Genomic DNA, 13,563 nt, shown 5'->3' on the forward strand with positions numbered 1-13,563 from the left:
CCATGGATGCCTTCCTCGTTTCCACCGGCATCGTCGCCCTCGCCGAAATCGGCGACAAGACGCAGTTGCTGGCCTTCCTCCTCGCCGCACGCTTCCGCCGTCCGCTGCCCATCGTGGCCGGCATCTTCGTCGCGACCATCGCCAACCACGCCTTCGCCGCCGCCGTCGGCGCGCTCGTGAGCCGCCTGCTCGGCCCCGACGTCATGCGCTGGGTGCTGGGCATCGCCTTCCTCGGCATGGCCGCCTGGATCATGGTGCCGGACGAGATGGACGAGGACGAGGCGCGGCTGGCGCGCTTCGGCGTTTTCCTCACCACGGTGCTCGCGTTCTTCGTCGCCGAGATGGGCGACAAGACGCAGGTCGCGACCGTCGCCCTGGCCGCGCGCTACGCGTCCGCCGTGGCGGTGGTCGCCGGGACGACGCTCGGCATGATGCTCGCGAACGTGCCGGCCGTGTACTTCGGCGACCGGATCGCCGGCCGCGTCCCCTTGAAACTCGTGCACGGCCTGGCGGCGCTGGTCTTCGCCGTGCTGGGCGTCGCCACCCTGTTCGGCGCGGGCCGCAGCCTGGGCTTCTAGGGCTGCTGCGTCACCCACACCGGGGCCGACCACAGGATCCTGCCGTCGTCCTGCGTCACCTTCGCATAATAGAAATGCGCGCCCGGCGCAGGCGCCGTCGTGACGTCGGCCTTGTCGGAGAGCTGGCTCACGTCGCCGTTGCGTCCCGGGACGCCTTCGATGATCGCCACCGTCGCGGCCTGCCGTCCCGTCGCGCTGGCGTAAGCCACCTGCAGCCGCAGCGCGCCCGTATTGTCGAAGCGCTCGCCCATCAGGTGGCCGTTCGCGGTGAGGACCACCTGCGCATCCTTGTCCATCGTCGCGAACACGCGGCGGGCACGCACGGCCTCGAGGAAGCTGGCGCGCATCAGCGGCACGCCGTTCGGGATCAGCACGGCGCTGCGGTTGCTGTACGACGCGCCCCAGTTGGCGCAGTGGTTGTCCTGGTTGCTGCTGAACGCCACGTGGTAGCCCGCTTCCAGCAGCTTGTTGCAGGCCAGCTCGAAATTGCTGCGCCGCGTCTCGCCCTCGTTCTCGCTGACGGAAAACGCGGAGCTGTTGACCACTTCGCACAAGGCCATCACGGCGTCGCCGTCGGGAGTGTATGCGAGCGGCGTGCCGTTCACGGTGAACTGGCCGGTCAGCGCAGGATGGTTGAACTGGCCTGTCAGGCCGCGCTGGCGCATCAGGGCGTACAACGCGGCGTAGTCGCTCTTGGCCGTCGGCGTGTCCGCAAGCAGCTCGCCCTTCCCGTTCTTTTCCCAGCCGAGCAGCTCGTCGCTGTCGAAGATGTTCAGGTGGCCGCCATTGCCGATCACGCCCCATTCCATGCCGTACAGCGCGAGGAAGCCCGGATTCGCATCCGAGTAGTCGCGCGCCGTCTTCAGGCCGGCCCGGTACAGCGCCTTCGCTTGCGCGGGATCGGCATCCAGGTTCGTGCCGTCCGAACCGTCGTACATGTGGTTGTGCTCCGAGACCATCAGGAAGTCCAGTCCGTGCCTGCGCGCATACGGATACGCTGCGTCCGGACCGTAGGGCGCCGTCTGCGGGTCTTGCGCGCCGTGGCAGTTGTCGACGGGGCCGCCGCCGTCGCTGTCGCGCGTCTGGCTGTGCAGGTTGCCGTAATAGACCGTGTACGGCAACGCGCCCGGCGCCGGCATGGCCATCATGCGTGCACGGCCCGTCGGCAGCGGAGAGAACGCGGGCAGCGCGGGCGCCGGCACGCTGCCGACGGCGATGTCCCACGCCTGGTCGGCCGTCTCGCTGCCGCTCGCGGCATGCAGGCGCACGCGGTAGATGCCGGGCGTGGGCCGGCGGCCGGCGAGGATGCCCGACCAGCGTACGGCAACGTCACGCGGCGTGCCGCCCAGCGCCAGCCGCCCCTGCCATTGGGCGACACGGCGGCCGGACGGCGTGACGAGCTCCAGGCGCCACGTCACGGGACGGCGTGCCTTTCGACCTGCCTGCAGGCCGGGATACTCGAACGACAAGGTGAACGTGCGCGCATCGCGGACGTCGCCGTGGTACGGCGCGAGCAGGGTCGCATCGAACTCGTTATGTTCGAGCGTCGCGGCCGGCGCAGCGCTACACCAGGGGTTGAACACGCCGGCCGCGGCCAGCACCAGGGAGAGAGTGGGGATCGAGGTTTTCATGATGCAATTTTTGCAATTGCATGCATGTCGGCCTTGATCCAAGGCTCATAAAATTGTCATTTAGATATTAACTTATTGACAAATTTTAAGGCCGTTCAAAAGTGGTACTCGGCCCTTACCATCGGGGTGCTGGCGCGCTGGCCCCGGTTGCCGGTCGTGCCGGCCGTGTTACCGAATTTATTGTTCCAGAACTGGTATTCGAGGCCGATGCGCAAACGTTTTTTCGGCTGGCCGACATGGCTGCCCACGTCGTACATCAATTGCATGTCCAGGTTCGTCTCGGCGCCGGTGCCGCTGCCGACCTCGTCGCGGCCCTTGGCGCCGATGAAGTTCAAATAGCCCTCGAACGCCCAGCCTGGCGCCCACCGTTCGGGGATCGGGATGCCCCAGCTGGCCGAGAACATCGGGTGGATGTCGTAGGTGTAGCGTCCGCGTACCTGGGAGATCGGCGGGAACGCGCCGCTCGGCGCATTGCTTTCGTGGACCAGCAGCAGGCCCGTGCTGAGGAAGCCGGGCACGTCCCACATCAGGGCCGGCCCCGCCACCAGCATGCGCTTGCGCGAGTTGTAGCCCACGTCGTTCTTCGTGTTCCAGTCGAAGCCCAGCACGAGCCCCACGCCCTTGACGGCGCCGTAGGCCAGCGGCGCGCCGCGCAGTGCGCCGATATCCAGTGTGTGGCGGTAGACGACGTAGGCCTCCTGCGCGCCCTCGTTCTGCGTCCGCGACGCGGGATCGTTGCGGTCGGACTGCAGCAGGTCGACGTTGACGTAATTCGAGCCGTACTTGTAGCCGCTCGCATGCGTCAGCGCGACGATGTGCTTCTTGATGTCGGACGGATTGAACGGCTCGCGGAAGCGCTGGCCGTAGCGCCAGCTGAGCGCCGTGTCGCTCCAGTCGGCGGCGTGCGCCGACATGCTTACCATCCCGATCAGGAAAGCCACCACATGCGCACGTCGCGTGTTCATGGTCGCATCTTTTCGCAGGTCGTCCAGTTCATGTGCGGCGCCGGGGCGGCCGGGTCGTGGCGGGAAGCCACGTGCAGTTCCACCTCGTGCGTCCGGCCGTCGTCCACCAGCGCGATCGTATTGCCCTGCTGCGCCACCCCGTCCACGTGCAGCAGCGGCTCGTCCGCGCGCCGCACGGCGATCGTGTACTGGCTGCCGCGGTAGCGGTAGTGTAGACGGAAGCCTTCCCAGTTGGTAGGCAGGCGTGGCATCAAGGTCAAGGTTTCGCCGGCTCGCGTCACCCCGAGCAACGATTCGACGATCAACCGGTACATCCCGCCGGCCGAGCCCGCGTACCAGCTTGCCGTCATCACGTAGGGCGCCGTGCGCTCGGCCGGAACGAGCATGCGCGCCAGTGCCCACGCGCGCTCCGTGTCGCCCAGGTGCGCGAACGCCATCGCCGCCCAGATCGCCGCCTGCGTGTCCTGGACGCCGCCGCCGTCGCGCACGAGATGGGCGTCCACCGCCTCCATCGCGATGCGGGCCCGGTCCCGGTCGGCCGCGCCGGACAGCACGGCCCAGCTTTGCGTGGCCGCATCGATGCCGCTCGCGCTGTCGTCGCCATACGCGCGCCGGTACCAGGCGCCTTCCCACGCGTTGCCGTCGAGGTTGTGCGCGAGGACCTGGGCCGCGCTGCGGCACGTCGTGCAGAAGCCGTAGTCGCCGCGGCGGTCGGCGAGTTCCGCGAAGCGGCACAGCACGTCGTACAGGAAGAATCCGAGCCGGACGCTCTCGCCAACGCCACCCGCACCCGGCGGCAGGCCGTGCGGCCCGAACACGAGGGCGCGGCGCAGCGCGCGCACGCAGTGTTCGTAGATGCTGGCCTGTTCCTGCGAACGCTCGGGCAGGTCGCAATACGCCGCCTCGTCCTGCCTGAGCGCGCGGCCTTCGATGAACGGCGCGATCTCGTCCAGCAGTGCGTAGTCGCCCGTCACGCCCACGTAGCGGTGCACCGCGAGCGGCAGCCACAAGGCATCGTCCGGGCAGCGCGTGCGCTTGCCGCGGCCCGTCGGCGGATGCCACCAGTGCTGCACGTCGCCTTCGACGAACTGGTGGCCGGCGAACAGCAGGATGTGGTCGCGCAGCAGTTCCGGACGCACGTGCACGGCCGCCATCGCATCCTGCAACTGGTCGCCGAAACGGTATGCGCCCACCGACTGGTCATGGCTCGTGCGCGCCCACATCCGGCACGCGATCGCCTGCACCATCAGCCAGCCGTTGACGAGGACGTCGAATGCGGGCTCCGGCGTCTCGATGCGGACGGCGCCGAGCGTGTCGTCCCAGAAGTCGCGCACGCGCGCCAGGTCGGCGGCGGCGGTCACGGCGCCGCTGTGGCGCTGGACCATGCCGGTGGCGTCCAGGTTGCGGCGTCCGCCCACGCCCAGCATGAACACGAGTTCCTGTTCTTCTCCCGGCGCCAGGTCGATGACGGTTTGCAGCGCGGCGCACGGATCGAGCGCCGCGCCGCTGCGGCCGGACAAGGTCGTGCGCGCGAGCGCGGCCGGATTGGCGAGGCTGCCGTCGCGGCCGATGAATTCCGCGCGGTCGCAGGTAAACGCCACGTGCTCGGCATCGAGGTGGAAGAACGCGACGCGGCCCGCGAAATCCCCGTTCCACGCGTTGCGGGCAAACAGCGCGCCGCTGACGGGATCCTGCTCCGTCACCACGTGCGGCGCGGCGTCCGCGCGCAGCTCGCCCAGCACCCACTCCACGTAGCCCGTGACGGACAGGCGCCGCGCCGCGGTCCCGTCGTTGCGCAGCTTGAGCACGATGTGTTTCAGCGGCGCGTCCAGCGCCACATACGTCAACAGCTCGCTGTGGATGCCGTGCGCCGCGTGCTCGAACACGCTGTAGCCGAAGCCGTGGCGCGTGACATGGCCGGCGCCGGACGGTGCCGGCAGCGCCGTCGGCGACCAGAACACGCCCGTCTGCTCGTCGCGCAGATAAAACACTTCGCCGCCGCGGCCGGCCACGAGGTCATCGTCCCACGGCGTCAGGCGGAATTCATGGGCATTCTGGTTCCAGCTGTACGCCTGGCCGCTTTCCGAGATCACCGTGCCGAACATCGGGCTCGCCAGCACGTTGACCCAGGGCGTGGGCGTGTGCCGGCCCGGGCCCGTGCGGATGACGTATTCGCGGCCATCGGCCGTAAAGCCGTCGATGTCGCCGTCCGGTACGGCCGGCGCGGTCCCTTCGTCCTGGTCCGGCGCCGCGGTCGGCACGAGCGCCGGCGGCAGCTCGGCCTTGCGCGCGGCCGCGCGGCGCAGCTGCTCGGCGAGGCTGCCCTGGTCGTCCGCCAGGACCACGCGCGCCACGGCCTGCATCAGCATGCGCTCGTCCAGCGACAGCTGCTCGGACGTGCACACGTACACGCCGCCCGCGCCGGGCAGCCGCATGACCTCGTCCTGCAACGCCGCCGGGCCGTCGCACCAGACCACGAGGTTCGCGGCGAGTCCTTTCGCGCGCCACCACGCGTACGCCTGGACCGCCTGGCGCGCGAGATCGAGGTTGGCGGCGTCGCGCAGGTGCAGCAGCACGAGCGGACGGTCGCCCGGAATGCCGAGCGCTTCCAGGTCGGCCCGGCCGTACTGGTTGCGCGCGATGACGGCCGGGTCGGCGCGCAGCGCAGGCTGCGGACACAGCACGCTGCCGGCCAGGCGCGCGTACGACTGGGCGTCCGCCTCGCTCGCGTTCAACTGGCGCAGCATGACCTGGCCGTGCGTCCACGCGAGTTCGGGCACACGGTCGGCCACCTGGCGGTCGCGGTATTTGTCGATCAGGTGCAGCGCGTGGTCGCGCGTCTCGGCCACGCCCAGCACGATGTCGACCGTCGCTTCCTGGTGCGGCGCCAGCGTCAGGATGCGGCGGATCGCCAGCGCCGGATCGGCCACGATGCCGTCCAGGCCGTCCAGCGGCGCGCGTCCCTCCAGCGCGGCGGGATGCGCCCTGCTCCGTCCGCGGCCGATGAAGTGCGCGCGGTCCGTCCCGAACTGGGCCGCGGGTGCGTCCGCGCCGTGCACCGTCATCACGTTCAGCAGCCATGCCTGCCCATGCGTGCACAGGAGAGCATCGCGCTGTGCCAGGATCTCCATCTGCACGGTTGCCGGCGCCGCCTCCGCGTAGCTCGTCAGCTCGATGGTGCGGGTCGTGCCCGTCCGGTTGGCGATGCGCAGGCGGCGCAATTCGACGTCGTCGTCGGGCGCGACGACGATCTCCGTGTGCAGTTCGATGCCGTGGTCGCGCCGGTGGAATGCCGCGCGGCCTTCGGAGAACCGGGCTTCGTCATGCTCGGGCCGCGCCAGCGTGGGCCGCCACGTGTTCGACCACACGGCCCCGCTGTCCACGTCGCGCACGTAGCAGACGTGGCCGCCGTCGCCGGCGGTCGGATCCGCGCGCCAGCGCGTGACGGCCAGGTCGCGCCACGCGCTGTAGCCGGCGCCGCTCGCCGTCACCAGCACGTGGTAGCGGCCGTTGGACAGCAGTTGCACGTCCTGCGGCGCGGCGTCCGGTTGCGTCACCGTGCGCGCCGTCGTGGCGCTGTCGGGCGCGCGCGGGCGCATGTCTTCGACCTCCACGTGCCGCCCCGCACCGGCGCGCGGCACCGGTTCCTGCAGCAGCGGCAACGCGGCCTGGAACTGCGGCTCGGCGGCGAAGCGGCGCTGCATGGGCCGGTCGTGCAACAGGTAGGACAGCGCCAGCAAACCCATGCCCTGGTGGTGCGCCATGAAGGCGCGCACGATCGCATGGGCCTGGCCCGCGGGCCGCCGCGCCGGCGTGTAGTCGACGGCTTCATAGAAACCGTAGCGGCCCGTGAAGCCCAGCTGCGCCATGCGTTCCAGGTTGGCGCAGGCGCGCTCCGGTTCGACCATCAGCGCCAGCAGCGCGGCGTATGGCGCGACGACGAGGTCTTCGCCTGACGCCCGTTGCGTCCCCGTGCCGGGTACGCCGAAGGCGCGGTACTGGTAATGCAGCACGGCGTCCATCGCGTTGTAGCCGGATGCCGCAAAGCCCCACGGCACGTCGCGGCGGCGGCCGTATTCCGCCTGCGCGCGGACGATGCCCCGGTACGTCTGGTCCAGCAACGTGTCGCGGTACGCCGGCATCACCAGCAGCGGCGCCAGGTAGTCGTCCAGCGCGCCGTCCGCGGACAGCAGCACCGGGTGGCCGTACGCGCGGCACGACTGGCGGCCCAGCGCGGTCCAGTGTTCCTGCGGCAGCTGGCCGCGCGCGATGCCGGTGAAGCTGGCCAGGCGGGCATCCGATGCGAGGAGGCGCGTGTCCGCGTCGGCCAGCAAACCGACATCCATGTCCGCGCACGCGCGCGCGGCACGCGCCAGCTGCTCGATCTCCTGCAGGCGCGCCTGCGCGTTCGTACTGCCTTCCGCGACAAGCCCGGCGAGCAGCAGCTGGCGCGTGCGCTCGTCCGGTTCCAGGTCGTCGCCCGGCGCCTTCATGCCGAAGCCGGCCAGCTCGCGCACCGTCGGGATGCGGGTGAGGCTCGAATCGATCACGTATTCCTGCACGACGCGCATCCACGGCGCCATCGCCAGCAGGTCCGCCTGCGCGGCCGCCGTTTGCCGCGCCAGCCTGCCGGCCCAGTCGCGCAACTGCGGATCGGCGTCGTCCGGCACGGCGGCGCACAACGTCTCCGCGTGGCGCGCCAGCGTTTGCAGGCAATCGGCGAGGCCCGGCAACGTGCCCGCATTGCGGCAGCGCTCCGGCGAGAGGTGCAGGCGCAGCGCGGCGATCGCCTCGCGCACGGCGGGCACGGCGTGTTCTTCGACGACGTCCAGCGTGTCGCGGATGCCGTCCAGCGCGCGGCTGGAGGCGATGGGCTCGTCGGCCAGCCGTTCCAGGCCGGCGGCCAGCGTGAGCAGGTGCGCCGCCAGGTTGCCGCTGCCGGTGGCCGACACGGACAGGGGCTCCAGCGTGCGCGTGTCGTACGCGTCGTGGAAATGGCCGCGCTGGCGTTCCAGCCGGCCCATCGTGTCCAGCGCCGCACGCGTGCGCGCCAGCAGGTCGCCCGCAGGCGCGTAGCCGAAGTCCCAGGCCGTCATGTTGGCCAGCAGCGCGAAGCCCATGCTTGCGGGCGACGTGCTGTGCGCGACGACGGGGGCCGGGTGTTCCTGCAAGTGGTCCGGCGGCAGCCAGTTGCTCTCGGCCGTGACGTGGTCCTCGAAGAATGCCCACGTGCGGCGCGCCGTCGTGCGCAGGAACCGGCGCTGCGCCTCCGCCAGGTGCGGTGCATGACGCGCAGCCGGCAGGCTGACCCACCATGCGACCACGGGCGACAGGAACCACAGCAGCAGCAGCGGCGCGGCCGCGAACAGCGCGAGCGGGTTCGCAAAGCTGAGCAGCACGGCGACACCCACCGCGAACGCGGGAGCGAACCACATGTTCTGCCAGTTCGACTCCATGTCCGTGCTGGAGCGCGACAGCGTGGGCGCGCGCCATTCCAGGCGCAGCCGCTTCGACACGAGCATGCGCCACGCGCCGCGCGCGATCGCGTCCACGCTGTAGCTGGCCTCGTGCGGCAGGAAGGCCGTGTCCAGCAGCGCGTGATAGAGGCCGATGCGCGCGTCGTGCGCGCAGTGCCGCAGGTGCGCGCCGGGCGCGACGTCGTGCGGCTTGTCGGCCAGGGCGACGAGCGTGCGCAGCGCGAACGGCACGAAGAACACGGCCAGCACGGCCGCGGTCCAGAACGCGGGCGCCGGCAGCAGCGCCCAACACAGCACCAGCAGGATGCACAACGTGGGCGCGACGAGGCTGCGGCGCAGGTTGTCGAACAGCTTCCAGCGCGCCAGCGGCGGCAGCGGATTCGCTTCGCGGCTGCCGTCCGCCCGCGGCACGCGGTCGCGCAGCCAGCCGGCCAGTTGCCAGTCGCCGCGGATCTGGCGGTGGCGCCGGGCGACGTCGTCGCTGTAGCGCGCCGGGCATGGCGCCACGAGGTGGGCGTCGCCCAGCAGGCCGGCACGCAGGTAGCTGCCTTCCAGCAGGTCGTGCGACAGCACCCGGTCGTCCGGCAGGCGGCCGCGCAGCACGCGGTCGGCCACGGCCAGGTCGTAGATGCCCTGGCCCGCGAACGTGCCTTCGCCGAACAGGTCCTGCTCGATGCCGGATGCGCCGCCGCACAGGCGTTCGTAGCGCGACGCGTGTTCCGGCGGCAGCGCGGCCGTCATGCGCGGCTGCAGCAGGCCGTGACCGGCCACCACGCGCCGGCCCGCGTCATCGAGCACGGGGCGATTGAGCGGATGCGCCATCGCGGCGACGAAAGCGCGGGCGGCGTCGCGCGGCAGGCCGGTGCCGGCGTCCAGCGTGATCACGTAGCGGATCTCGTCCACGCCGTCGACGGGCCCTTCGATCACGGCGAACGGCGCGCGCTCGCCGCGCAGCAGGAACGCATTCAGGTCTTCCAGCTTGCCGCGCTTGCGGTCGCGGCCGATCCACGCGCCCTCGCCGTCGCTCCACGTGCGCTGGCGGTGCAGCAGCAGGAACGGCCGGCACGCTCCATACTTCGCATTCAGCGCGGCGATGCCGGCGCGCGCCTGTTCGATCAGGTCGGCGTCGCCGTACACCTCTTGCCGCGGCGCGTCGGCCAGGTCGGTCAGGAGGCAGAAGCGCAGGTGCGGGTCGCGGTTGGCGAGATAATGCACTTCCAGCGACTCGACGAGGGCCGCCACGTTGTCGCGGCCGTACAGCAGCGCGGGCACGACGACGATGGCGCGCGCGTCTAGCGGGATGCCCGCGCCGACATCCATGCGCGGCAGCGGCGCCGGCGCGACGAGCCGCGCGGCCATCAGGTCGACGAGGGCCAGCGCCAGCCGGCTCGCACCGAGCGCGCCCAGCAGGCCGATCGCGACGAGCAGCGCCGGGCCGGCGCCATCCTGCGCCGCGTGGACGGCGGCCGCCCCCGCGAACAGTGCGGTGCACGCGCCGACGGCGCCCAGATAGGCCGGCAGCGCGCGCACGCGGCCGGGGCGCAGGTTCAGCCGCTGCTTCAGTTGCGGCAACCCGTCGCAGGCCAGGTAAAAGCCGACGTGGCGCCGGCGCGCGTCATGCCCTTCGGCCGCCAGCGCCAGCGCTTCCGTCGCCACCTCGATCTCGCGGCGGCCGGCGGCGCGCGCGAGGCGCCCGACCACGTGGCGGTAATGGTCGCGCGTGGCGCCGTCCATGCGGCCGTAGACGCCGGCCGGGTCGCCGCGCAGCGCCTGCTCGACGGCGCTCATCGTCTCGGCGAATTCGCGCCAGTCCATGCTGCCCAGCAGGCGCAGGCTGGCGATGGAGTTCGCGACCGAGACGTCGTCCGCGGCCTGCTGCGTGACGTCGGCCTGCATCGCCTGGTCGAGCGTGCGGCCCTCGTCCGCGAGGCGTGTGGCGATCCATTGCAAGGCCTGGGTGAGCGGGCCGCCGCGGCCCTGCAGCCGGCGCGCGAGTTCGGCCACGAAGCCGGAACTCATCGGCTGCACGTCGCGCACCATGTCGGCCACGACGAGGATCAGGTCACCGGGCCGCTGCTCGGCCCGCGCCGTCATGCGGTCGGCCCAGCGGTTGGCCTGCACGCGCTGGCGCCGGGTGTCCGCCTGGCGCACGGCGAGGCGGCGCAGGTTCTCGATGAGCACGAGGCGCAGCATGGCTGGCAGCGCCGCAAGTTCCGCCAGCGCCAGCGGCGCGCCTTCCTGGTAGGCGGCGACGAAGCGCGCGAGGCTTTCCGCGTCCAGCCGGCCGTCGCCATGCGCGATCACGTCCAGCGCCAGCTGGTACACGCGCGGATTGCCCCGCGCATCGGCATCCTGCAGGCAGGGCAGCGCGCAGCAATCGTCGTCGGGGAGGTGGCGGCGCGCGAGGCGGACGTGGTCGTCGATCAGCCAGGCATGGTCGAGCAGCGCGTCGGCCGCCGGCGGCAGGCGCACGCCGGCGCGCGCGGCGCGCGCAAGGCCGGCGCAGGCATCGGCGATGACGGCGGCATTGTCGTCCAGGCGGTCCAGCAGGCGGTCGCTGCCCGGCGCGTCGGCCAGTTGATGGCGCGCGGCGAGGCGGCGGCCGTGGACGGCCATCTGGGCGGCGGAAAACAGTTCGGCGCGCAGCGGGGCGTCGTCATCGGCGACCCCGGCTGCGGGCGGCAGCACTTTTTCTTCTTTCAACAGGAACCTCGTGGTGGCGTGCGCAACCGACCGCCGGCTGACGCGGGACGCGACCATTCGGATGAAGCGTGAGACGAGGGCGCACGGCTGCCGCCATGCTAAGCAATCAGGTGCCGGGGAACTGTGCGTTAGCGAACGCTCATTGACGATCGGTATGTTTTACGCCAGCGCGAGCCCGCCCACGAGGGTCCACGCCTGCACATGCCCCGCGCGGCGCAGGCACAGGGCGGCCTTCGCGCTACGGTTCCCACTGCGGCAGACGAACACGATCGGCCGGGCCGGATCGGACAGCCATGCCGGCAGGTGCTCGGCAAGGCGCGACAGCGGCACGTGGTGCGCCGCGCGGCCGTGCAAGGTGATTGCGCCGGCCGCCGCTTCGCCGGTTTCGCGCACGTCGACGAGCAGCGCGTCCGCGTGGCGGCGCAGGAACACGTCCAGCGCGTCGGGATGCAGCTGGCCCGGCGCGCCGGCATCGCGCAACGCATTCACCGTCGCGCAGGCCAGGCCGTCGACATCGGTGCCGTGGCAGATCACGGCGCCGTCATGCGCGATCTGCGCCAGGCGGGTCGCATCGATGGCGCCGAAGACCTGGCGCACGGCCGTGCGCGGCAAGCGGCCTTCTTGCGCCTCGCCCAGCAGCCAGCCGTCCGGCAGGCGGGCCAGCACGGCGCCGCCGATGGGCATGCAGGGCGCATGGCTGCCGTCGTCCAGCGCGACGGTGGCGCACTCCGCCGCGTCGAAGTCGGCCAGGCGCAGGCCCGCGTCGCGCGCCAGCGCGGCGATGCGTTCGACCTGTCCGGGCGGCGGATCGAGCGCGACGCAGGTTTCACCATCGAACACGATCCAGCCATGCCGCCCGTCGCCGCTGACCTGCATCACGCCGGGATGCCCACCGCTCAGCGGCGACGTGCGCAACGCCTCGCCGCAGCGGCGGATGCGCGCGCAGGCGGCGTCGACGAAGGCATCGTCCGCGAGCGGCCCGATCGACAGGCGCACGGCGCCGCCGCTGCGCCACAGGGGCAGTCCCATCGCATCGAGGACGTAGCTGGGCGCGGCCTTGGCGGCGGAACAGGCCGAGCCCGCGCTGACGCGCACGCCGGCCGCGTCGAACAGGTCGAGCAGGTCCTTGCTGGAGACGCCGGGCACGGCGACATTCAGCGTGGTCGGCAGGGTGTGTTCGAACGGCGCGTTGAAGACGATGCCGGGAAACGCGTCGCGCAACGCGGCCGCGAGCCGGTCGCGCATGGCCGCCAGCTCGGCGTGTGTGCGGAACGTCGTGCCCTCTTCCAGTGCGGCCAGCACGGCGCCGAGCGCGGCGATGCCGGCCATGTTTTCCGTGCCGGAGCGCTGGCCGCCTTCCTGGCCGCCGCCGATCATCAGCGGCGTGTAGGGCGCGCCGTCGCGCACGTACAGGATGCCGATGCCTTTCGGCGCGTGCAGCTTGTGACCGGAGAACGGCGCGTAGTCGATGCGCGTGTTCGCCAGGTCGAGCGGCAGCTTGCCCAGCGCCTGCACGCAGTCGACCATCCAGCAGGCTTTCGATCCGCTCGCGCGCAGCACGCGCGCGATGCCGTCCAGGTCCGAGATGGCGCCCGTCTCGTTGTTGGCCGCCATCGTGCAGACCATGGCCGCGCGCGGCGCCAGGTCGCGCAGCACGTCCAGGCGGTGGCGTCCTGCGGCGTCGACGGGCAGCGGCTGCAAGGTGAGCCCCGTGCCGAGCAGGCGGTTCCAGTGCGCGAGGCTTTCCGACACGGCCTTGTGTTCGGTGGCGCCGTAGACCAGCAGGTCGCCGCAGTCTTCCCCGGCCGCGCGGCGCTCGCGCACGGCGACGAGCGCCGACAGCACGGCGGTCTGGATTCCTTCCGTGGCTCCGCTCGTGAACAGCACGCGTCCCGGCCCGGCACCGAGCACGCGGCGGGCGCGCGCACGGGTCGTGTCGAGGATGCGTTTGGCGCGCAGGCCGGTGGCGTGGCTGCTGCTCGGATTGCCGAACGAGGCCTCCATCGCCTCGACCGCGGCGGCGATTGCGGAAGGCAGGACCGGCGAAGTGGCGTTTGCGTCGAGGTAGAGGTCGGAGGCCATAAAATAATTGCTAAAAGTCCAAAAATAAATGCGCCAGCAGCGCGATTGTTGAGTAATATGTTACGGTTAGGTGCCGAAAATGACGTACTAAAGAATCTTTGATTTTTCCTGCGCTGAAGAACGAACA

General features: G+C 71.2%; 5 protein-coding genes. 1 reads left to right on the forward strand and 4 read right to left on the reverse strand.

The window, feature by feature from the left end; genetic code table 11:
- Nucleotides 1-2 precede the first annotated feature (2 nt).
- Nucleotides 3-578 carry a TMEM165/GDT1 family protein gene (locus QPK29_RS07695; RefSeq protein ID WP_371771641.1) on the forward strand — a complete coding sequence of 192 codons (576 nt, stop codon included), beginning with the start codon at nt 3-5 and terminating at the stop codon, nt 576-578.
- Here the strand turns inward: QPK29_RS07695 and QPK29_RS07700 are convergent.
- From QPK29_RS07700 to QPK29_RS07715, 4 genes are all read right to left on the reverse strand, one after another.
- The gene (locus QPK29_RS07700) at nt 575-2,209 is read right to left on the reverse strand and encodes a CehA/McbA family metallohydrolase (protein ID WP_371771612.1); all 1,635 of its coding nucleotides are present in this window, start codon (nt 2,207-2,209) and stop codon (nt 575-577) included. The genes QPK29_RS07695 and QPK29_RS07700 overlap by 4 nt on opposite strands.
- Before the next feature lie 95 nt (nt 2,210-2,304).
- Nucleotides 2,305-3,174 (reverse strand): outer envelope protein, encoded by an 870-nt coding sequence (locus QPK29_RS07705; RefSeq protein ID WP_371771613.1) that lies wholly within the window; start codon nt 3,172-3,174, stop codon nt 2,305-2,307.
- Entirely contained in the window at nt 3,171-11,354 is an 8,184-nt protein-coding gene (locus QPK29_RS07710) for a GH36-type glycosyl hydrolase domain-containing protein (protein WP_371771614.1), read from the reverse strand. The genes QPK29_RS07705 and QPK29_RS07710 overlap by 4 nt, the downstream gene beginning before the upstream one ends.
- Before the next feature lie 159 nt (nt 11,355-11,513).
- Complete coding sequence (locus tag QPK29_RS07715) at nt 11,514-13,436, reverse strand: aminotransferase class V-fold PLP-dependent enzyme (RefSeq protein WP_371771615.1); 1,923 nt, start codon at nt 13,434-13,436, stop codon at nt 11,514-11,516.
- Nucleotides 13,437-13,563 lie beyond the last annotated feature (127 nt).

The sequence above is a fragment of the Massilia orientalis genome, assembly GCF_030411975.2.
GTDB lineage: Bacteria > Pseudomonadota > Gammaproteobacteria > Burkholderiales > Burkholderiaceae_D > Telluria > Telluria orientalis.

What these genes read in the sequence shown, in the direction of transcription:
- QPK29_RS07705 (WP_371771613.1), bottom strand. Translation starts at nt 3,174, where the DNA reads ATGAACACGCGACGTGCGCATGTGGTGGCTTTCCTGATCGGGATGGTA.
- QPK29_RS07700 (WP_371771612.1), bottom strand. Translation starts at nt 2,209, where the DNA reads ATGAAAACCTCGATCCCCACTCTCTCCCTGGTGCTGGCCGCGGCCGGC.
- QPK29_RS07695 (WP_371771641.1), top strand. Translation starts at nt 3, where the DNA reads ATGGATGCCTTCCTCGTTTCCACCGGCATCGTCGCCCTCGCCGAAATC.
- QPK29_RS07715 (WP_371771615.1), bottom strand. Translation starts at nt 13,436, where the DNA reads ATGGCCTCCGACCTCTACCTCGACGCAAACGCCACTTCGCCGGTCCTG.